This is a genomic window from Corynebacterium callunae DSM 20147, from assembly GCF_000344785.1.
GTDB lineage: Bacteria > Actinomycetota > Actinomycetes > Mycobacteriales > Mycobacteriaceae > Corynebacterium > Corynebacterium callunae.
Map to the genome: position 1 here is coordinate 1,721,080 of NC_020506.1, position 21,861 is coordinate 1,742,940.

Annotated in this window: 15 protein-coding genes; 11 read left to right on the forward strand and 4 right to left on the reverse strand. The window is 51.2% G+C overall.

All coding sequences use genetic code 11. The features are described from left to right. Nucleotides 1-123 precede the first annotated feature (123 nt). The 3 genes from H924_RS08165 to H924_RS08175 all read left to right on the forward strand — a co-directional run bounded on the left by H924_RS08165 (nucleotide 124) and on the right by H924_RS08175 (nucleotide 5,736). On the forward strand, nucleotides 124-1,080 hold the full coding sequence (locus H924_RS08165) for a proteasome assembly chaperone family protein (protein WP_015651484.1): 957 nt from the start codon (nucleotides 124-126) through the stop codon (nucleotides 1,078-1,080). A gap of 949 nt (nucleotides 1,081-2,029) precedes the next feature. Beyond that, a complete protein-coding gene (locus H924_RS08170; RefSeq protein WP_015651485.1) occupies nucleotides 2,030-4,570 on the forward strand; it encodes a DEAD/DEAH box helicase in 2,541 nt (846 codons plus the stop codon). Between the two features lie 176 nt (nucleotides 4,571-4,746). Then, nucleotides 4,747-5,736 (forward strand): hydrogen peroxide-inducible genes activator, encoded by a 990-nt coding sequence (locus H924_RS08175; RefSeq protein ID WP_015651486.1) that lies wholly within the window; start codon nucleotides 4,747-4,749, stop codon nucleotides 5,734-5,736. 153 nt (nucleotides 5,737-5,889) lie between these two features. Here the strand turns inward: H924_RS08175 and H924_RS08180 are convergent, their stop codons facing one another. Then, a complete protein-coding gene (locus H924_RS08180; protein WP_015651487.1) occupies nucleotides 5,890-7,035 on the reverse strand; it encodes a DUF2189 domain-containing protein in 1,146 nt (381 codons plus the stop codon). A 155-nt stretch (nucleotides 7,036-7,190) separates the two neighbouring features. Between H924_RS08180 and hrpA the strand changes: the two genes are divergently transcribed. Then, the gene (gene hrpA, locus H924_RS08185) at nucleotides 7,191-11,099 is read left to right on the forward strand and encodes an ATP-dependent RNA helicase HrpA (RefSeq protein ID WP_015651488.1); all 3,909 of its coding nucleotides are present in this window, start codon (nucleotides 7,191-7,193) and stop codon (nucleotides 11,097-11,099) included. Nucleotides 11,100-11,192: 93 nt separating this feature from the next. Here hrpA and nrdR read toward each other — a convergent pair whose 3' ends face one another. After that, nucleotides 11,193-11,645, reverse strand: coding sequence for a transcriptional regulator NrdR (gene nrdR, locus H924_RS08190; protein ID WP_015651489.1), 453 nt, complete (start codon nucleotides 11,643-11,645; stop codon nucleotides 11,193-11,195). Nucleotides 11,646-11,734: 89 nt separating this feature from the next. Then, nucleotides 11,735-12,157, reverse strand: a complete 423-nt coding sequence (locus tag H924_RS08195; protein WP_015651490.1) for a hypothetical protein — start codon at nucleotides 12,155-12,157, stop codon at nucleotides 11,735-11,737. A gap of 335 nt (nucleotides 12,158-12,492) precedes the next feature. Between H924_RS08195 and lexA the strand changes: the two genes are divergently transcribed. From lexA to H924_RS08210, 3 genes are all read left to right on the forward strand, one after another. Beyond that, nucleotides 12,493-13,251, forward strand: coding sequence for a transcriptional repressor LexA (gene lexA, locus H924_RS08200; protein ID WP_015651491.1), 759 nt, complete (start codon nucleotides 12,493-12,495; stop codon nucleotides 13,249-13,251). A gap of 325 nt (nucleotides 13,252-13,576) precedes the next feature. Beyond that, nucleotides 13,577-14,356 (forward strand): DeoR/GlpR family DNA-binding transcription regulator, encoded by a 780-nt coding sequence (locus H924_RS08205; protein ID WP_015651492.1) that lies wholly within the window; start codon nucleotides 13,577-13,579, stop codon nucleotides 14,354-14,356. After that, nucleotides 14,353-15,318, forward strand: coding sequence for a carbohydrate kinase family protein (locus H924_RS08210; RefSeq protein ID WP_015651493.1), 966 nt, complete (start codon nucleotides 14,353-14,355; stop codon nucleotides 15,316-15,318). Before H924_RS08205 ends, H924_RS08210 begins: the two co-directional genes overlap by 4 nt. Before the next feature lie 95 nt (nucleotides 15,319-15,413). Here H924_RS08210 and ptsP read toward each other — a convergent pair whose 3' ends face one another. Next, the gene (gene ptsP / locus H924_RS08215) at nucleotides 15,414-17,114 is read right to left on the reverse strand and encodes a phosphoenolpyruvate--protein phosphotransferase (protein ID WP_015651494.1); all 1,701 of its coding nucleotides are present in this window, start codon (nucleotides 17,112-17,114) and stop codon (nucleotides 15,414-15,416) included. 414 nt (nucleotides 17,115-17,528) lie between these two features. Here ptsP and H924_RS08220 point away from each other — a divergent pair, with 414 nt between their 5' ends. The 4 genes from H924_RS08220 (at nucleotide 17,529) to H924_RS08235 (ending at nucleotide 21,771) form a co-directional block, all read left to right on the forward strand. Continuing rightward, complete coding sequence (locus H924_RS08220; protein ID WP_015651495.1) at nucleotides 17,529-18,302, forward strand: DeoR/GlpR family DNA-binding transcription regulator; 774 nt, start codon at nucleotides 17,529-17,531, stop codon at nucleotides 18,300-18,302. Next, nucleotides 18,299-19,291 (forward strand): 1-phosphofructokinase, encoded by a 993-nt coding sequence (locus tag H924_RS08225; RefSeq protein WP_015651496.1) that lies wholly within the window; start codon nucleotides 18,299-18,301, stop codon nucleotides 19,289-19,291. Before H924_RS08220 ends, H924_RS08225 begins: the two co-directional genes overlap by 4 nt. Continuing rightward, nucleotides 19,288-21,336 (forward strand): PTS fructose transporter subunit IIABC, encoded by a 2,049-nt coding sequence (locus H924_RS08230; RefSeq protein WP_015651497.1) that lies wholly within the window; start codon nucleotides 19,288-19,290, stop codon nucleotides 21,334-21,336. The genes H924_RS08225 and H924_RS08230 overlap by 4 nt, the downstream gene beginning before the upstream one ends. A 165-nt stretch (nucleotides 21,337-21,501) precedes the next feature. Next, complete coding sequence (locus tag H924_RS08235; RefSeq protein ID WP_015651498.1) at nucleotides 21,502-21,771, forward strand: HPr family phosphocarrier protein; 270 nt, start codon at nucleotides 21,502-21,504, stop codon at nucleotides 21,769-21,771. The last annotated feature ends 90 nt before the right edge of the window (nucleotides 21,772-21,861 follow it).

A 21,861-nucleotide genomic window follows, 5' to 3' on the forward strand; every position in this document is an offset into this window, starting at 1 on the left:
GCAAAAAGAACTGAACTAAAGAAGTTGTGCACAGCAAGATCTGAGAAATATTAATCAGCTGTCTATCAACCTTCTATCGGTAGAGTTCTCTCTTCTATGAGACTGGTGTAAAAGGAGGAAAAAATGTCGGATAACAATGATCGTATGTACGAGCTTGAATACCCGTCACCTGAGGTGAGCGGAAGCAACGCTGAGGGTCCCACTCTCATTGTTGCTCTCCAGGGTTACGCAGATGCTGGACACGCAGTAGAGGCGAGTTCCTCTCACATGCTGGCGGCACTTGATCATCGATTGATTGCCTCCTTTAATAACGACGAACTTATCGACTATCGTTCCAGGCGACCAGCGGTTGTTATTGAGCACAATGAGGTCACCGAGATTGATCCCCTCAACCTCGGTCTTCATGTTGTTCGTGATACCGACAACAAACCATTCCTTGTCTTGGCTGGCCCTGAACCAGATCTCAGGTGGGGTGCCTTTAGCAATGCTGTTGCGGACCTCGCCGACAAATTCGGCGTGGAAAACACGATTTGCCTCTATGCAGCTCCAATGACGGTGCCTCATACTCGCCCAACTGTGGTTTCTACCCATGGCAGCTCCGCACATCGTCTAAAAGATCAGTTCACCATGGATGCGCGATTGACCGTGCCAGGATCAGCATCGTTGATGTTGGAAAAGGTTCTTGCTGAACGCGGAAAGAACGTTGCGGGTTATACCGTCCATGTTCCTCACTACGTTGCAGCTTCTGCTTACCCAGCTGCGACGTTGAAGCTGCTGCAGTCCATCTCAGAGTCCGCGAATCTTAATCTGCCTTTGATGGCGATTGAACGAGATGCTGAAAAGGTACACCGCCAGCTTATGGATCAGACAGCCGAGTCTGCCGAGATCCAGCACGTTGTTGGAGCGCTAGAGCAGCAATATGACGAAGAGCTGGAGCGTTACCGTGATCGCCATCCTCAAGCGGTTATGCCTGGCGAATCAGATCTACCGAGCGGTGATGAGATTGGTGCCGAGTTTGAAAAGTTCCTCGCAGGACTTGATGACAATGGTGGCTCTACGGAATCTGATTCTGCCGAATAATTAGCTTATTTAAGATCCTATAAATCTTGCATTTCAGGTTTATAGGATCTTTTCTGTGGGCCCGAAACTCGACTTGAGCCAACTTTCAGCTGCATCTTGCTGCCTGGTTCTTCTAATAGACTTACCCCCACCTGCCGTTTCTGAGGCAAAACAGGTGGAGGCTAGTCATCTATTTTCTATGCTCGCCCTACTCCAGACTTAGGGCCAGCACAGTTCACACGTTGAGCTTATTTGTGGGGCGATCAAAATTCCGGCGACCATGATGCCTCACACCGTTGACGCTTGAACAGATGGTGTAACCAGCTACTGGATATGGACGTTTACCTGTTACGCCAATCCAACAAATGGTCACACTATGTATTTAAAAAGCCTTAGGTTTGAGATTCCAGATTTTAAGCTGTGATATTGATCATCTTTTTCATTAAAGTTAGACGAAAGGTTAGCGGGGCCGGCAAATTGTGCCACAAATAAGCCTCCCACCCCGACGCAAGAAGAGGTGGGAGGCACTCATGCTTCCTCCCATAAGGCGAAGTGTCAAGAACTCCTTATAGAAAGGACTAGCCAACTACCAATGCAGGGAAAACCTTCTACAGCCAAGTGAAAAGAACTTTCCCTCACGATGGAATTGTCTAGCTAAATTGCCTCCCCCGCTCCAGTGAGGAGACACCATGTATTTTAACGGTCTCCATCGCCTCAAGTCGAGCGTTTTTGACAAATATTTTCATTAATATTTAATTTCTATTTAACCCACAGGTTACCCACAATTAACGGTGGTCGACCCCTTTCTCCGCCCTTTTAGTCGAGGAGAGCTATACGACGCTTTGCCAGTGTGAAGCCCTGCAATTGAGTCACTAATAATGTCCCTTTAGCTGCCAATGCGATCAGACGCCTATCCCCCACACTCCTCGGTTACCCCCGATGTCCACTGGGTTAGCTACGCTAGTTAATTGTGAACCTTTCTCAAATGTTGCCGGATCTTTCAGACGTCCCCGAAAGCCTTATGGATGAATCCATTTTTGATAGCTTTTTGGCGTGGACCCGTGAACGTGGGATCTCCCTTTATCCTGCTCAGGAGGAAGCTGCGCTCGGCATCCTCGCTGGAGACAACGTCATCCTTGCTACCCCAACTGGGTCGGGCAAATCCATGGTCGCAATCGCTGCACACTTTATTGCGATGGCCCGTGGAGAACGTAGTTTTTATACCGCTCCCATCAAAGCCTTAGTAAGTGAAAAATTCTTCGCCCTGTGTGAAATCTTCGGCGCAGAAAATGTCGGAATGATGACAGGCGATGCCACTGTCAACGGCAAAGCACCCATCATTTGTGCCACCGCTGAAATCGTGGCAAATATTGCACTCCGAGACGGCGCCGCAGCGGCCATCGATCAGGTAGTAATGGATGAATTCCACTACTACTCGGAGCCAGATCGTGGTTGGGCCTGGCAGGTCCCGCTGCTCGAACTTCCACGTGCTCAGTTCTTGTTGATGTCGGCAACCCTGGGTGATACTGAATGGTTGGAAAAAGACCTTAGCCAGCGCACCGGGCGTACCACCAATTTTGTGGGTGGAACTGAGCGTCCTGTGCCCCTGGAATTCTCCTATGTCTACACGCCAGTTCACGAGACCATCGAGGAACTGCTGAAATCCTCTAAAGCCCCAATTTATGTGGTGCACTTTACCCAACGCGATGCCATTGAAAGAGCACAATCTCTTACATCAATGACCATCATTAATAGCGAGGAAAAGGAGCGCATTGCAGCTGAGATCGGAGATTTCCGATTCAGCACCACCTTCGGAAAAACCTTGTCGAGGTTGATTCGTCGTGGCATTGGTGTCCACCACGCAGGCATGCTGCCAAAGTACCGTCGTCTCGTCGAAAAGCTCTCTCAAACTGGCCTATTGAAGGTTATTTGCGGAACTGACACCCTGGGTGTTGGTATTAACGTGCCAATTAGAACGGTTTTGATGACCGGCCTGGTTAAATTTGATGGCTCCCGTGAGCGCGTTTTGAAGTCTCGTGAATTCCATCAGATTGCAGGCCGTGCTGGTCGCGCAGGTTATGACACCATCGGTACCGTGGTGATTCAAGCACCTGAGCATGAGATTGAAAACCACCGCCTTCGCGAAAAAGCTGGCTCAGATCCAAAGAAGCTTAAGAAGCTGCGCCTAAAGGCCACTCGTCCTGGTGAGGTTACCTGGACTAAGAAAACCTATGAGCGCCTAACTACCGCTGAACCTGAACAGCTGACCAGCTATTTCAAGGTCAGTAACTCCATGTTGTTAAATGTCATTGCGCGCGATGGTGATGGTTTTGAGCATATGAAGCATTTGCTGCGCTCAAATCATGACACCAGAACCAAGCAGAATAAAGATATCCTCACCGCAATTGAGCTTTTCCGTGGCTTGCTCAACGCCGGCATTGTGGAAAAGGTACCGGATGGCCCGGATACACATGGTCGCTACTATGCATTGACCGAGGATTTGCAGCGCGACTTCGCCCTCAACCAGCCACTTTCTCCTTTTGCTCTAGCAGCATTAACCTTGTTGGATAAAGAGTCGGATACCTACACTCTCGATGTCATCAGTGTGTTTGAGGCCATCTTGGAAGATCCACGCCAAATTCTTATCGCCCAGCAAAAGGCCAAACGAGGTGAGGAAATCGAAGCGCTCAAGGCAGAGGGTGTGGAATACACCGAAAGAATGGCACTAATTGAAGACGTCACTTGGCCAAAGCCTTTGCAGGATGAACTAGAGCAGGCTTTTGAAACTTTCCGCGAGGGTCACCCTTGGGCGAAGGAATTTGAGATCAAGCCGAAGTCTGTGGTGCGAGACATGATCGAGCATGGCATGACGTTCTCTGATTTGGTGGCAACCTATGGAGTGGCACGTTCTGAAGGTGTGGCGCTGCGCTATCTCACTGATGCCTGGCGCACGCTGCAACATTCACTGCCCCAAGAAGCAACCACCGAAGAGTTAAATGACGTGGTCGTATGGCTGGGAGAGCTCATCAAGCAAGTTGACTCTTCCTTGGTTGATGAATGGGCACAAATGGCGGATCCTGATGCACCAATTTCTAAGGAGGCCCTCGAGCGTGAATTGGCCTTTGGTGTAGAAGATCCCACCGCATTGAGCGCCAACCGCAGGGCGTTTAGCATCATGATCCGAAATGCAATGTTCCGCCTGGTTGAGCTCTTTGCTTATGAGAAGGAAGATCAGCTGGGCACCATGACGGAATATTTGGATCAGGCACCTGATTTCGGGGCTGCCATGGATGCATATTTCGAAGAGTATGCGGACTTGGATACTGGTCCGGCTGCTCGCGGACCAGAGTTTTTCAAGCTGGAACAAAATGGCAGAATGTGGCAGGTCAGGCAGACTATTAAGGATCCAGAAGGCGATAATTCCTTCGCCTTTGTGGCAACAGTGGATCTTGATGCCTCTGATGAGGCAGGAGAAGTTCGCTTCGCTAGCCTCGAAATTGATTACCAATAAGCAGCGCGCCGGGGCTGCACCCCGGCGCGCACGGGTAAATTTCTGAGGCAGGGCGCGTCGATAAGCAGCGTTTAAGATGTTGCACTAATGTGCAAAACCTATAGTGCCAGCTTAAACAAATGTGACTTCGTGCTTTTCATTACCCTTTTTAAAAGAACCTGGATATTATTATAGGCATGAGCAATAAAGAGTACCGGCCTACACTTGCGCAGTTGCGTACATTCGCTACCATCGCCGAATGCAAACACTTCGGTACTGCTGCGGCAAAATTATCCATTTCACAGCCTTCTCTATCCCAGGCACTAGTTGCTTTGGAAACTGGTTTAGGCGTGCAGTTAATTGAACGCTCCACTCGAAAAGTTATTGTCACCCCTGCTGGTGAAAAGCTGTTGCCTTATGCCAAGGCCACGCTTGATGCCGCAGAATCCTTCCTTTCCCATGCTCAGGGTGCGAATGGTACCCTCACCGGCCCGCTGACTGTGGGAATTATTCCGACCGCGGCGCCTTATATTTTGCCTTCAATGCTTTCAATTGTGGATCAGGAATATCCCGATCTGGAGCCACATATTGTGGAGGATCAAACCAAGCATCTACTAGCCTCCTTGCGTGATGGTCGCATCGATGTAGCCATGATGGCGCTGCCTTCCGAGGCTCCCGGTATGAAGGAAATTCCGCTATACGAGGAAGATTTTATAGTCGTTGTCCCAGCTGATCACCAATTTGCCGGCCGTCAAGATTTGCAGCTTTCCGCACTTGATGAGCTTGATCTTTTGCTATTGGAAGATGGTCACTGCCTACACGATCAGATTGTGGATTTGTGCCGTCGGGCAGAGATTAATCCAATTAGCTCTACTACCGCAGTCACTCGCGCTTCCAGCCTGACCACTGTGATGCAACTTGTTGTAGCAGGTCACGGCTCTACCTTGGTGCCTGTAAGCGCAGTGCCTTGGGAATGCACCCGCCCGGGGCTAGCAACCGCGAACTTTAGCAGTGACGTAACAGCTAACCGTCGAATGGGATTGGTTTATCGATCTTCTTCCTCCCGCGCTGAAGAATTTGAGCAATTTGCTCGGATTTTGCAACGCGCTTTTATGCGTTCCCTGGAGCATGCACGGGAAACAGGTATTGAGCTAAAGACAACATCACCTCTGGTCAACAGCATTTAGAAGCGTTAAGAGTTCAAGTAACGTCATAGGAAAAGAGAGTCTTTCCTACACTTTTACAGTGTGGGAAAGACTCTCTTTTTAGCGCTGTACTGATGCCCCTGATACGGGCCCTGCCCGATGCCGGTCTCCGCTCAGGCCCCGCTTTAGCTCCAGTCAATTGCGCGGAGCTGCAGGAATTACCCCGCCACTCATCTGACGGTAAAGGTGAGCACTTGTTAAGAAGTATGCCGGAGCCAGCACGATTAATCCGAGGAAAATTGTGAGGACACCGATAACAATCATGACAAATCCACCGAGGACCTGGAAGAGCAGCAATTTTGGATAGTTACGCGCTGCGTCTTTAAGGCCATGGCTAACGGCGCTTGCCGCAGAGTGCGTGCCATCAGCTGTATAAAAAGTCCAAAAGCTATACAAAGGGCTAATAAGCACCATAGCTAGCAGGCCAAAGAGCACGAGTCCAAGGCTTGAATTATTCACATCAATGGTGCTCAGCGTTTCATCTACTTTGATAGCTTCTGCCATTACGTTGGAAGTTAATCCTCCAACCACCAGACTGAATACGCCAAGCACAAAAATTAAAGTAACTGTTTGAGCTACATTTTTTGGCTTAAAGAAGTCCCCCAGCACAGTTTTGCGTCCATCAACAGAGACCAAAGCGCCCGCCAGCACTGCAATTGTTACCGCAGCGCTGACCACAAACATGATCACATTCGTCACGATATTAGGTGTGGAAAATAGATTATTTGCAGCTGCGCCAGTGGGGTCAAGAGAATAAGCAATAAATCCTGCAATTCCGCTTAGCAGAATAAAAAAGAGTCCAAGTGCAATGGTTCCCAAAAGCCAAATCGTGGGATTGGAAAAGACAGTTCTAAAGCCAAATTTCACAGCTCGCGTTAGATCTACGCGACCACTGCCCTTTTCCAATGGACCTTGGCCGGCACCTTCAAATCCCGCAGCGCCCCCGAAACTCTGATAACCTGCTGCCCCATTGCCTTGAGGGCCTTGGGAGCCTTGGGGATAAGGCGAGGTTCCGTAGTTTGGCGCAGATCCCTGGCTATAGCCCTGATATGGGTCTTGATTCTTCCACTGGCTCTGTCCTTGGCTTCCAGCTTGCCCATCAACTGGCCCCTCATAAGGCCGAAAACCGCCAGGTGCATCCTCCGGATGGGAGGTTGGTTCATATTTTGGGCGAGAACCTGCACTCCACTCATTTTGCCCAAAATGCTGAAAACCATCCTCATCAAAACGGTCCTCAGAGTCATCATGACCATTGCGTGCGCTGTTGTTATCTTCGCTCATGGTTTCTTAGATTCTCCCCTTGCTAAAACTCACCGGCCCATCGGCGCTGCGTTTCCGGTGCCAAAATCACTGAACGTTCAGTTATCCACCATACCTGCCCACCAGGCTACAGAGTCGTAGTATCTTTCCCGAGCTAGTAGAATATTCCCCTAGTCATGACTACTTCTGAATCCAGCCTCTCCAAGGCAGCACTGTACGAACTCCTCGAGGGAGTCTCCCTAAGCGACGAACGCACGTTTAGGCGCCGATTGTCCAAGGCCCGCGCCCCCAAGGCGCTCAGTGCCATTAAGGCTGACATCGATAAAGCTAGTTTGCTTATCGACGCAAAAACGCAGCTTATTCCCGAAATCTCCTACCCCGAAACACTGCCAGTTAGTGCGCGTAGAGACGATATCGCCGAGGCAATTCGCAATAACCAAGTTGTGATCATTGCTGGTGAAACCGGATCCGGTAAGACAACCCAGATTCCTAAAATTTGTTTGGAATTGGGCCGCGGCCGACGTGGATTAATTGGACACACCCAGCCGCGTCGTTTGGCTGCGCGTACGGTGGCCGAGCGTATTGCAGATGAACTTGGCCAGGAAATTGGTCAGACCGTAGGTTATGCCATTCGCTTTGATGATCAGGTGTCTTCCAAAACTGCTGTGAAGCTGATGACGGACGGCATCTTGCTTGCTGAGATGCAGCGCGACCGTTTCCTCAATGCTTATGACACCATCATTATCGATGAGGCCCACGAACGCTCTCTCAACATTGACTTCATCTTGGGATATTTGCGTCAGCTTTTGCCCAAGCGCCCTGATCTTAAAGTCATTATTACCTCCGCAACTATTGATCCTGAGCGCTTTGCCGAGCATTTTGCCGATGCCGACAATAAGCCAGCACCAATCATCGAGGTTTCCGGACGTACCTTCCCCGTAGAGATCCGCTACCGCCCCTTGGAAATCCAAGAAGGCGATAAAACAATTGATATTGATCCTCTTGATGGCCTGTGTTTTGCGCTGGAGGAACTCATGGAAGAAGGCGATGGAGACATTCTCTGTTTCTTCGCCGGCGAAAGAGATATTCGCGATGCCATGGAAGCTATCGAAGGTCGCCGGTGGAAGGGTGTGGAGGTCACCCCGCTCTTTGGTCGTCTCTCCAATGAAGAACAGCACCGAGTTTTCAGCCCCCACTCCGGGCGTCGCATCGTGTTGTCCACCAACATTGCTGAAACGTCTTTGACGGTTCCCGGCATTCACTACGTTGTAGATACTGGTACAGCCCGTATTTCTCGCTATTCTGTGCGCACCAAAGTGCAACGCTTGCCTATCGAGCCAATCTCCCAGGCCAGCGCTAATCAGCGTTCGGGTCGCTGTGGCCGCGTTGCCGATGGTATTGCTATCCGCTTGTACTCCGAAGAGGACTTCGCCTCCCGTCCAGAATTTACTGACCCCGAAATTCTGCGCACCAACCTCGCGAGCGTCATTTTGCGCATGGCCTCCTTGCGCCTGGGCGATATTAATAAATTCCCCTTTGTGCAGCCTCCTGAGCAGCGCTCCATTCGCGATGGCGTGCTGTTACTTCATGAACTTGGCGCTCTGGCAGAAGAATCCTCTGAAGACGGCTCTCCTCGCTTAACTCCTATTGGCCGTGATCTAGCACTTATACCTGTTGATCCGCGTATGGCTCGCATGTTGGTGGAGGCCAATAAACTTGGATCCCTCTACCCTGTCATGGTCATTGTTGCAGCCATGACTATTCAAGATGTGCGCGAAAGGCCTCTGGAATTCCAAGCTCAAGCCGATCAAGCCCATGCTCGTTTCAAGGACACCAACTCTGATTTCCTTGGCTTCCTGAAGCTGTGGGAATACATTTCTGACCAGCGCGAACAAAGTAGTGGCAACGCTTTTAGAAAGCAGATGAAAAAAGAGTTCCTACACTACATGCGAATTCGCGAGTGGTGGGATCTGGTGCGTCAGTTGGAACAAGTTGGCCAGCAGCTCGGCTGGGCTAAAAAAGAAAATGTAGCCAATGATGCCGCACCTGAGGTTATCCACCAGTCATTGCTTTCTGGTCTGCTTTCCCAAATCGGCGCGCGTGATGGTGAAAGCCGCGAGTTCTCCGGTGCACGTGGCACCAAGTTTATGGTTTTCCCTGGCTCCGCTCTTGCCAAGAAGCCACCTCAGTTTGTCATGGCCGGACAATTGGTCGAGACGTCTCGTCTTTGGGCTCGCGATGTAGCCAAGATTGAGGCCGAATGGGTAGAAAAACTTGCTGGCTCCCTGCTGAAATATCAATACTCCGAGCCTTATTGGTCCTCTAAACGAGGTGCTGCGATGGTGCACCGCAAGTCAACGCTTTATGGCGTCACCATCATCGCCGACAAGGTGGTTCCCTACCATACCGTTGATCCAGTAGCCGCCCGTGATCTCTTCATCCGCCATGCGCTGATTGAAGGCGATTGGACTACTCACCACCGCTTCTTCCATGAAAATGCCGAGAAGCTAGAAAAAATTGGTGAGCTTGAAGCTAAGGCACGCCGCCGCGACATCGTTGTTGATGAAGACGCCCTCTTTGCTTTCTACGACTCCAAGCTGCCAGACAACGCCACCACCTCCCGGAACTTTGACTCTTGGTGGAAGAAGACTTCTAGGCAGCAACCGGATCTCCTCGACTTTGATCCCGAGAAACTCATGAATGAGGAAGCCAGTGCCATTAGTGAGGAGGCCTTCCCAGATAAGTGGCACAAGGGGAATCTCGTCTTTGATCTCACCTACCACTTTGAACCTGGCCACCGTGATGACGGCGTGACGGTCCTTGTCCCCATTCCTGTTCTTGGTGGTTTGGACGCCCAAGGCTTCGACTGGCTGGTTCCAGGTGTGCGCCTTGACTTGGTCACAGAGCTGATTCGCACCCTGCCTAAAGCTTTGCGACGCACAGTGGTACCTGCCCCCGAGTTTGCCCAGCGTGCACTGGCTCTTTTGCACCCATATGGTTCACCGCTAACTTCTCAACTAGCCGATGCTTTGCGCTCTTTGGGCGGAACTGGGATTAACTCTTCTGATTTTAATCCCTCCAAACTTCCCGACCATCTGCGCATTACCTATGCTGCAGTGGATAGGCACGGCAAGATCGTTGACCGCGATAAAGACTTGGACAAGCTAAAGCAACGTCGAGCAAATCAGATCAAAGCCTCTGTATCCAGCGTCGCTAAAGCCTCAGAACAAGATGAGACTAAGGAATGGACCGCTCAAACCCTAGGCACCATTGATGAGACCATCGAAACCGTCGTCGATGGTCAAAAGGTTTCTGCTTATCCAGCGCTTGTTGTCTCCCCTACAGGAGTCTCAGTAAAGGTACTTCCGACTAAGGCCGCAGCTGATGCCTCGATGATCACGGCAACCTTGACTCTTTTGATGCGCGAGATTGAGGTTTCTGCAAAGCAAATGGTCAAGGGCCTGCCGCTGCAGCAAAAGGTAGCGGTTGATAACTATCCTCATGGTGGCTCAGAAGGTTTAGTTGGTGATGCCCGTATCGCTGCCATTAGAGACTTGATGATTGCCAATGGAGGTGCGGTTCGCTCCCCTGAGGAATTCCAGGTGCTTTTGGAAAAGGTGAAGCCGGCAACACCAGCTGCTGTACGACGCACCGTAGTAGATCTCGCCCCTGCGTTGGTGCACTATGCAACGCTGAAATCTGAGCTTTCCAATTGGACTGGCGCAGCAATTGAAGATATGAAGTCTCAGCTGAAGTTCCTCCTACCTAAGCAGGCTATTAGCATTCACGGCATTAGCCGATTGCGCCATTTACCTCGATATCTCCATGCCATGGAAATTCGAATGGAGGAGATGAGCCAAAATCCCGATCGTGATGCAGACCGTCAAGATGAGGTTAATGGTGTCGAGGAATACCTTGAGTCTCGTCTAAATAAGCTGCCGAGCCAAAGACGCAACACTCGCGAGGTAAAGGATATTTTGTGGCAAATCCAAGAGCTGAGAGTAAGTCTTTTTGCTCAGCGTTTGGGAACCCCGCAGCCTGTTTCTCCACAGCGGATTAGAAAAGCCGTGGACAAACTGCGCTAAGTCTCCTCCCACATCAAAAACCTCGATTGGCACCTAATAAAAGGTGCCAATCGAGGTTTTTCTAGTTTTAGAACTTGATTTCTCTAATATTGGTTATTCCCGACCACGGCGTCGCATTAGCCTGATCTCTTTTTCAAAGTCATCTGCGCTCTCAAATGATTTATACACTGAAGCAAAGCGAAGGTATGCAACTTCATCAAGTTCGCGCAGCGGATCAAGAATGGCTAAACCGATTTCATTGGCTCGGATTTGGGAGCTGCCACTACTTCGGACAGTCTCCTCTACTTGTTGAGCCAACCGTTTCAGCGCGTCGTCGGAGACATCTCGGCCTTGGCATGCCCTACGCACACCGGTGATAACTTTTTCACGGCTAAAAGCTTCTGTCAGCCCATTTCTCTTCACTACCAGCAGAATTGCCTTCTCGACGGTAGTGAATCGACCGCCACATTCATTACATTCTCGCCGGCGCCTAATGGCACTTCCACCATCAATTACTCGGGAGTCAATTACTTTTGAGTGGTCATGCTGACAAAAGGGACAGTACACGTGCAGACTCCTTTAATTTGCAATGCTTTTACAACACTGCGTTCAAAAATTTGCTCATGTCAGTCTATGCCAGTAATCCCCGGATCAAACTAATCTCGGAGAGATACACCCACCATTTGAGTCTCAGGAAAGGTAGGAGTGATCTCTTCCTCGCCAGACTGCGACCACAACAAGCAAACAAAGACAACCATTCCAAATACCGCGCCACCAGCCCATTGCTTTAGTAGTTCTTTAATCGAACGTCCGTCGGGATAGTTCTTCAAATCTTGAGCACTTTCCGAGCTGGAATTTATTTCTATCCGTGGCCGATAAATCGGTGGATGATGTCGCTTTATTTGATCACTTTCCAGGCTCTGAGGTTTACCCTTATTCGAACTGTCAAGCGTTCGAACATTAACTGATCGAGCAACCTCAACACCTGGAACCTCAGCCATCCAAACAGCTGCTGAAGGTACCACCATTCCACGCACCTTTACTGGATCATTATGCATGTCAACCACGGGATTACTCATTTCAAATCACCTTTCACTTTAAACTGCCCACATCATAAGACTTACCTACGACATCTTCGAACAAAGTTACCGTTCACATGTTCGAGCAAGTTTCTATGTTCGATTTATATCACCCAGTTCGAACATTGTCCATACTTCTTCAAAAAATCTCGAACACTCGTACCATTCCCGCTGGAAAACATGTATGGTTAGGAATTGAGATTGTTTACAAAAGTTCGAATAGCTATTGAGCTGCAAGCAGATTTTTAGATCCGCAGGTACCAGCAGTGATCTAAAAGGGCTTTGACGGCTTTTAAGACCTAGAAATTTAGAGACTTTGATGAGAGGAACACCCCATGGCCGCTGAAAAGAAAAGTGGAATTAGAGGAAGTCGTGGCAGCCGCACTGCCAAAACCCTTCCTAATGGCAGGCCCGATCCAGCCAGCTTGTCCGATAGGCAACGTCGCATTCTAGAAGTCATTCGAGACGCGGTTGTTCTGCGCGGCTACCCGCCAAGCATCCGAGAGATCGGAGATGCTGCTGGACTACAGTCCACTTCCTCCGTGGCTTATCAGCTCAAAGAACTTGAGAAGAAGGGTTTCCTCCGTAGAGATCCCAATAAGCCTCGCGCAGTGGATGTTCGCCATTTGCCGGAAACTGAGTCTCGCACCCCTAAAGCGGATTCGAAGGCGAAGGCAGCGGCTGAGACTCCAGCGGGCTCCCCTACCGAATTTGCCGCCCAAGCATCATTTATCCCAGTTGTTGGAAAGATTGCAGCGGGTAGCCCAATCCTGGCTGAGCAAAATATTGAAGAGTACTACCCACTTCCCGCAGACATTGTCGGCGATGGTGAGCTCTTTATGCTCCAGGTTGTTGGAGAATCCATGCGTGATGCTGGCATTCTTGATGGAGACTGGGTTGTCGTGCGCTCTCAGCCTGTTGCGGAACAAGGGGAATTTGTCGCAGCAATGCTCGACGGCGAGGCAACTGTGAAAGAGTTCCATAAGGATTCCACGGGAATCTGGCTTCTTCCACATAATGATTCCTTTGCCCCAATCCCCGGAGAAGATGCTGAGATTATGGGCAAGGTCGTCTCAGTCATGCGAAAGCTTTAGCCCGCAGTCTATAAATTTTTAGGTCATTTTTAAGCCCCGACTTTTGGAGTGTTTCACGCAAACACTCTGAGTCGGGGCTTTTTTCTACCTCTTTTGGGGGTAAAGTCCGATTTTCCCTAATGGGATCACTAATAGTGGTTTTACCTGTGGGTTTTCCACTCCAATTTGTGAGATTTACTAAAATTGCTGCCCACTTTTGTGAATTTCAAGATTTTTGATCGCCACACACAAAAGAAAAAAGCCTATTCGGACGTTATTCAATGAAATACTAGGAGTATAGGTCGGACATACTCAATAGATTGTCTTTTTGCTTTAAGGGAGTGACATGTACGCAGAGGAGCGTCGCCGCCAGATTGCCTCATTAACGGCGGTAGAGGGACGGGTAAATGTCACAGAGTTAGCAGGACGTTTTAACGTCACTGCAGAAACCATTCGACGAGATCTCGCAGTTCTAGATAGAGAAGGCATCGTGCACCGCGTGCACGGTGGCGCAGTAGCAACACAGTCTTTCCAAACCACCGAGCTAAGCTTGGACACTCGTTTCCGTTCAGCTTCATCTGCCAAATACTCCATTGCCAAGGCAGCCATGCAATTCTTGCCAACTTCTCACGGTGGGTTATTCCTAGATGCTGGCACCACCGTAACTGCGCTGGCAGATCTTATCGCAGACCACCCAAATTCCAAACAATGGTCTATCGTGACAAACTGCCTACCAATTGCGCTTAATTTGGCGAATGCTGGCCTCGATGATGTACAGCTCCTCGGTGGCAGTGTGCGTGCCATTACCCAGGCAGTGGTCGGCGATATCGCACTCCGCACCTTGGCACTAATGCGCGCTGATGTGGTGTTTATTGGTACAAATGCTTTAACCCTTGATCATGGGCTTTCCACCGCTGATTCACAAGAAGCGGCAATGAAGTCCGCGATGATCACTAATGCTCACAAGGTGGTGGTCTTGTGTGACTCCACCAAGATGGGCACTGACTACCTGGTAAGTTTTGGCTCCATTGATGATATTGATGTCATCGTCACGGACTCCGGTGCGCCTACAAGTTTTGTGGACCAGTTGCGCGAACGCGGCATAGAGGTTGTGATTGCAAAGTGATCCTAACTGTTACAGTCAGTCCCTATTTGCTCAGCACCAATGAAGTCAGCGGTGACATCAACATAGGTGAGGCAAATCCCATCACTCAAGTCTCTACCGTTGCTGGCGGTTTCGGCACTGGTGTAGCCGCCACGCTGTTTTATGGCGGTGTAGAAACCTTCACGGTATTCCCCGCTCCAGAAATTTCACACTATCTGCGCCTGGTTACCTTGGCAGGTCTCCCCCATGAGATCATTCCCGTTCCAGGTCCCATCCCGATGCATCTGACCATGAGAGATTCCACCGGCCATGAAACTCGCTTTAAGCATTCACCTATGCCTTTGGATATTTCACAACTAGCTATTCTGCGCGATCTAGTGGTGCGTCGAGCTGAAGATGCTACTTGGGTTCTCTTAGGCGGTAATCTGCCCGCTATCGCTCCAGCAGCTTGGTATGTGGACGTGGTACGTTCCTTGCGCCTATATCACCCAGATGTCAAAGTTGCGATCGCTGCCACTGGTGCTGCTTTGCGTGCGGTAGTGCGCCAGCTGGCAGCCACTGCGCCGGACACTTTGATTATTCCCTCTGAAGAACTTGAACTCAGCGGTGGCCATACTCCAGGCAGCTTGCGCGATCCGTGGGCTCATGGCGATCATGCCCCACTTCTTAATGCCGCCAAGTCCTTGGTTAAGAAGGGTATTAGGCAGGTCATAATCACCAACAAGCGCACCGAGGCAATCTTGGTCTCCGAAGATGAAGCACTGCTATGCACTTATACTCAGGCTTCCGGAAAACAAGGTGTCAATTGGCGGGAATCTTTCACGGCGGGTTTCTTGTCTTCCAATTTGGAAGTTGATGATTCGGCAGTAAATCTTGCTCGCGCGGTGGCTTATGCCAATGCTGAAGGCAGTGAGTGGGATAACTTCATTCCCACCCCAGACCGCTTGCAACCACAATTTGTGGAGATCCGTGCTCTGACTTAGCACAAAAACACAACAAAAAGTGGCTCGAAGTTCAACAGAACTTCGAGCCACTTTCACATGTGGGCCTTAACTCCTAAGTGTTAAGGCTCCAGGTCTTACTTATTTGCTGCTTCGATTACTGCGCGGACAGCGGCACGAGCTTCGGTTGCGCCTTCTGCATCCAAAGCTGCCTCGGCAGCCTTCTTACAGGTCTCCAAGTCAACTTCAGCCAGCTGAGCGCCGACTGCAGCAAGTGCAGTTGAAGCGGCTGACAGGGAGTTAACTCCCAGGCCGGTCAAAACAGTTGCCAACAGTGGATCAGCGGCTGCTTCGCCACAAACACCAACTGGGGTGTCAAAGCGCTGACCCTCATCACAGGTGTGCTTGATCAAACGCAGAACCGCTGGCTGCCAAGGATCAGTCAGGTATGCCAATTCTGGGGACATGCGGTCTGCAGCCATGGTGTACTGGGTGAGGTCATTGGTACCGATGGATACGAAGTCCAGGTGTGGCATGATCTTATCGGCCATGAGGGAAGCTGCTGGAACTTCGATCATTGCGCCGGCAATAAGTCCGCGCTCGCGACACATATCAGCAAACCACTTGGCTTCATAAGCGGTGGCCACCATTGGTGCCATAACCCAGGTTGGAGCTTCGTCGCCACGGCCAAGACCTGCAACAGCCTTGGCAATTGCATCAAGCTGACGGGTGAGCAATTCAACATTGCCGCGGGCAATACGCAGACCACGCACGCCCAAAGCAGGGTTCATTTCATCTGCCATAGAAGCAAATGGAACTGGCTTATCGGAACCGGCATCCAAGGATCGAACCACGATCTTGGATTCTGGGAATGCTGCCAGCACCTGGGAGTAAACCTCTGCCTGCTCTTCTACAGAAGGCTCTTCAGTGGCAGAAAGGAAGCACAATTCGGTACGGAAGAGGCCAATGCCTTCAGCTTCAGTTTCTGCTGCCTGACGTGCGGTGTTGCCATCTTGGACGTTGGCAAGCAACTGCACACGGTGACCGTCCTTAGTTTGGGCTGGGCCCTTCCACTCGGCGATACGAGCAGCCTGCTCCATAGACTCAGCAACCAACTGGGTTGCCTCAGCTTCGTCCGCGTTACGGGTGATAGTGCCGAGGCTGCCGTCGATAAGCACCTTTTCGCCGGACTTGATGTCCTTGATCTTGGGGCCGGTGGCGACAATACAAGGAACGTTTAGCTGGCGCGCGATGATGGCGGTGTGGCTGGTTGGGCCACCGAGCTCAGTAACCAAGCCTACGAAGAGCTCGGTATCAAGCGCTGCGGTATCTGCTGGGGAAAGGTCATCAGCAAAGAGCACAACCTGGCCAGAAACATCAGGCAAGCCTGGCTCTTCTTCGCCGCGGAGCTCTGCGATAACGCGGTCACGGATATCGCGCAGGTCGGTGGTGCGCTCTGCAATGAGGCCACCAGCAGCTTCAAACATGGAGATGAACTTGGTGGTTGCTGCAACTACGGCGTATTCCGCAGGGTGTCCACCCTTCACGCCCTTAATAACAGCTTTGCGCCAACCACGGTCATTAACCATGCCTGCAGTCGCCTTGAGGACCTCAGCAGCTGGGCCCTCAGCATGTGCTGAGCGCTCCAACAGGCGGGCAGAAACGGTTCCTGCTGCCTGATCAAATCTTTCGAGCTCAGCATCGCGCTTTTCTTCCGAAACTACTTCGCCTGCGGAGGGAAGTTCGGGGCGCGGAGTGATCCACACTGCGCTTGCATAACGAACTCCACCAACAACGCCAGTACCCTTCAGTACGGTGTCCTGAATCACATCGGCCACTATAGCCACCTTATCCTCACAGTCTGAGACTTGTTTCCCTCAAGATCACCACAAAATCAACAGTTGTGCAACTAATCAAACATAATCATATTGACAAACAAACACATATCAACATAGCGTGTTGTTATGAGGGCACAATATTTCTAAGGATGAGATGCTGCTCACATTTGAAGTTTTCGCAGTTTAACTTGGTTTTTGGGAGTTATTTTTGCGATAACACCATTCTAGTGACGCGAGACACATTGTGCGAAAAATGCCTTAAAAAGGGCTATTTTTCCGCAAGGATCTCAAACTTTTTCACCACAACTGAAAATTTAGAAATCGGAAATAAACCAACATTTTCCTGTTCCTCTTGTCACAACTAATGTCACAACGTTCCGTCGTTGTGCACCTGTTTAAGCCAAAGGAGCCAAGATGACTCAAACTGAGCGTCAACACAATATCTTGGCTTTGCTATTGCCCACTGGTCGCGTTGGCGTTGCAGAATTAGCGCAACACTTTGATGTCACTTCGGAGACAATCAGGCGAGACCTGCGGATAATGGAGTCCCACGGCTTAGTTCAGCGTGTGCATGGCGGGGCTATAACCCCAGAACCCGATGGAACTTCATCGTCAACACTTAAGCCGTTGAAAGTTCCAGGCCTACCACCTGATCCGACCTTGTTGCATTTGGTGGAAAAGGCAGCCCAACTAATTGATCCTCAGGTACGCAGTATTTTCCTCGACGCAGGGATAGCGTGTACCGCATTAGCCACTGTGCTGGGAGATCCTCCCGAAAATGCACGGTGGACGGTAGTCACCAACTCCCCCGGCGCGGTGATTGCACTTTCGGATTCCGGCGCTACAACCGCTGCGATTCTCGGAGGATATGTCCACGGGGAAAGCCAATCAGTTATTGGTCCGGAGGCCGTAAAAATGGTTTCTCAGCTGCGCGCCGACATCGCCTTTGTCAACGCAGATTGCTTTGATTCCAGAGCCGGACTTAGCACCGATTATCCAGAAACTATTCCGATCAAAAAAGCAATGATCGCAAATTCACGCTTCACGGTGGCAGTTCATTCAGCATCTGCACAACAACCACGCTGGCATCATGGATTTGCTTCACCCGCTGATTTTGATGTTTTAGTGACAGATTCAGACGATATCCACGCATTACCCAATCAAGATTTCCAGGTGATTAACCCTTGATCATTACATTCACCCCCAACCCGAGTATTGATTCCACGCTCAGCTTGGGCGAGCAGCTTAATAGAGGTGCTGTCCAGCGCCTCACCTCGGTTACCTCAGTAGCCGGCGGTAAGGGCATTAACGTGGCCCATGCTGTGCAGCTGGCTGGACTTGAAACCCTTGCCATCTTCCCAGCTGGCAAGTTGGATCCCTTCATTGCGCTCGTGCGCGATATCGGACTACCTGTCGCATCGGTCGGCATTGCTTCCAATGTGCGTACCAATACCACCATCACCGAGCCTGATGGCACCACCACCAAGCTCAATGGCCCCGGTGCTCCACTGAGTGAAGCAAAGCTTAAAAGCTTGGAAAAGATGCTTGTCGACGCGCTGACGCCCGAGGTTGTTTGGGTTGTGCTGGCGGGCTCCCTGCCCCCAGGGGCACCAAAAGACTGGTATTCACAGCTTACTGCGCTAATCCATGAGGCTCGTCCTGATGTGCGCGTGGCAGTGGACACCTCCGATCAGCCGTTGATGGAAATCGGGAAGAATCTAGAAAGGCCAGGTGCTGCCCCAAACCTCATTAAACCCAATGGTCTCGAGCTTGGACAATTAGCTCAAACCGATGGTGAAGAACTTGAAGCTTTGGCGCTTCAAGGTGATTACTCCGCCATCATCTCTGCTGCTGAAGTTCTGGTAAACCGCGGAATCGAACAGGTTCTTGTCACCCTCGGTGCCGCTGGAGCTGTCTTGGTAAGCGCAGCGGGTGCGTGGGTTTCCTCCACGCCAAAGATTGAAGTTGTTTCCACCGTTGGTGCTGGCGACTGTGCTCTTGCAGGTTTTGTGATGGCACACACCAAGGGCGCAACGATTGAAGATGCACTTCTGCAAGCAGTTTCTTATGGTTCCGCCGCCGCGGCTCTGCCCGGCACCACAATCCCACGTCCTGACCACGTCACCGCAGCTGGTGCAGAGGTCACCCAGGTTAAGAATTCGAAAGAGTCATCATGAGTAGCGTTATCAATACCTCTCTTGTCAGGTTGGATGTCGATCTCGGCAGCTCCACCACTGATGTCATCAACGGCCTAGCTGCCGTCGTCCATGCTGCAGGTCGCGCCACCTCTGCTGAAGCACTTGCAGAAAACGCCCTTGAGCGTGAAGCAAAGTCCGGCACTGGTGTTCCCGGCAAAGTAGCAATCCCCCATTGCCGCAGTGAGGCTGTATCCGAGCCAACCTTGGCCTTTGCTCGCTTGACCCGTCCCGTTGACTTCAACGGACCAGACGGCGATGCAGACATCGTTTTCCTCATTGCAGCACCAGCAGGTGGCGGCAAAGAGCACCTAAAGATCTTGTCCAAGCTAGCGCGTTCTTTGGTTAAGAAGGACTTCATTCAGGCTCTGCACGAGGCTAAGACTGAAGAAGAAATCGTCAACGTGGTGGACGCAGTTCTCAACCCAGCACCTAAGGATCCAGTTGCTGCCGCTCCTGCGGCTGCAACCCCGGCGACGTCGTCAAGCGTTACTCGTATCGTGGCCATTACCGCCTGCCCTACCGGTATCGCGCACACCTATATGGCTGCAGATTCCCTGACGCAGACCGCAGAGGGCCGCGATGATGTGGAACTTGTTGTGGAGACTCAGGGCTCTTCTGCCGTGACTCCAATGGATCCTAAGATCATTGCAGCTGCCGATGCTGTTATCTTTGCTACCGACGTCGGAGTGAAGGATCGCGAGCGTTTTGCGGGCATTCCAGTTATCGAATCTGGCGTCAAGCGCGCAATCAATGAGCCTGCCAAGATGATTGACGAGGCCATTGCAGCGTCTAAGAACCCTAATGCCCGCAAGGTTGCAGGTTCTGGACAAGCTGTCGCTGCTGAAGAAGTTGGCGAAAAGCTCGGCTGGGGCAAGCGCATCCAGCAAGCTGTCATGACCGGCGTTTCCTACATGGTGCCTTTTGTGGCTGCCGGTGGTCTACTGCTCGCCCTTGGTTTTGCCTTCGGCGGTTATGACATGGCCAATGGCTGGCAAGCAATTGCTACCCAATTCTCCCTGACCAACCTGCCTGGTAACACCATCGACATCGATGGAGTTGCTACTACCTTCGATCGTTCGGGCTTCCTGCTCTACTTTGGTGCTGTCCTCTTTGCCACAGGCCAGGGCGCCATGGGCTTTATCGTCGCCGCGTTGTCCGGTTACACCGCCTACGCCCTTGCTGGCCGTCCAGGTATCGCACCGGGCTTTGTCGGTGGTGCAATTTCTGTCACCGTCGGCGCTGGCTTCATCGGTGGTCTGGTTACCGGTATCCTCGCTGGACTTGTCGCACTGTGGATCAGCTCCTGGAAGGTCCCACGCGTTATTCAGTCACTAATGCCCGTGGTAATCATCCCGCTGCTGACCTCCCTGGTCGTTGGTCTTGTGATGTTCTTGATCTTGGGTCGTCCACTGGCTGCCATCATGGTTGGTCTGCAGGATTGGCTGGGCTCCATGTCCGGTTCCTCTGCAGTGCTGCTCGGTATCATCCTCGGCCTCATGATGTGCTTCGACCTCGGTGGCCCAGTTAACAAGGCTGCTTATCTATTCGGCACCGCTGGTCTTTCCACCGGTGACGAGGCTTCTATGCAGATCATGGCCACTATTATGGCCGCTGGTATGGTTCCGCCAATCGCAATGTCTATCGCTACCATGCTACGCAAGAAGCTCTTCACCCCTGCGGAGCAGGAAAACGGCAAGTCTTCTTGGTTGCTTGGTCTGGCGTTTATCTCCGAAGGCGCGATTCCTTTCGCAGCGGCTGACCCACTGCGCGTTATCCCAGCCATGATGGCTGGTGGCGCAACCACCGGTGCTATCTCCATGGCTCTTGGTGTGGGTTCACGTGCACCACACGGCGGCATCTTCGTGGTCTGGGCTATTGAGCCTTGGTGGGGCTGGTTGATCGCCCTGATCGCCGGCACCATTGTCTCCACTGTGGTTGTTATTGCGCTTAAGCAATTCTGGCCAAATAAGGCCACCGCTGCTGAGGTCGCAAAAGCTGAAGCTCGCGAGGTTGCAAACGCTTAACGGGATGTCTGTACGGACATTGTTTTTGAGTCCGGTATCGTGGCATTGCACTCCAAGTCTCAGTAGACTTGAAAAAGGTTAAAACAACTCCCCGCCGTTGGTAGGGATTTGGAACACAGTGCTCTCGTTCACATAGAGTGAGAGCCCAAAGAAAGGAAAACTAGAATGGCTTCCAAGACTGTTACCGTTGGTTCCTCCGTCGGCCTGCACGCTCGTCCTGCATCCATCATCGCTGAAGCAGCTGGCGAGTACGATGATGACATTTTCCTCACCCTCGTTGGTTCTGACGATGATGAAGAGACCGATGCCTCTTCTTCCCTGATGATCATGGCTTTGGGCGCAGAGCACGGCAACGAGGTCACCGTAACCTCCGATAACGCCGAGGCTGTTGAGAAGATCGCTGCTCTTATCGAGCGCGACCTAGACGCTGAGTAATCACCTAAAAGCTAGTTTCCCTAGCTGATTCAAAAAAATGCTGTTAGACCTTCTGGTCTAACAGTATTTTTCTTTTGCCACCGACTACCA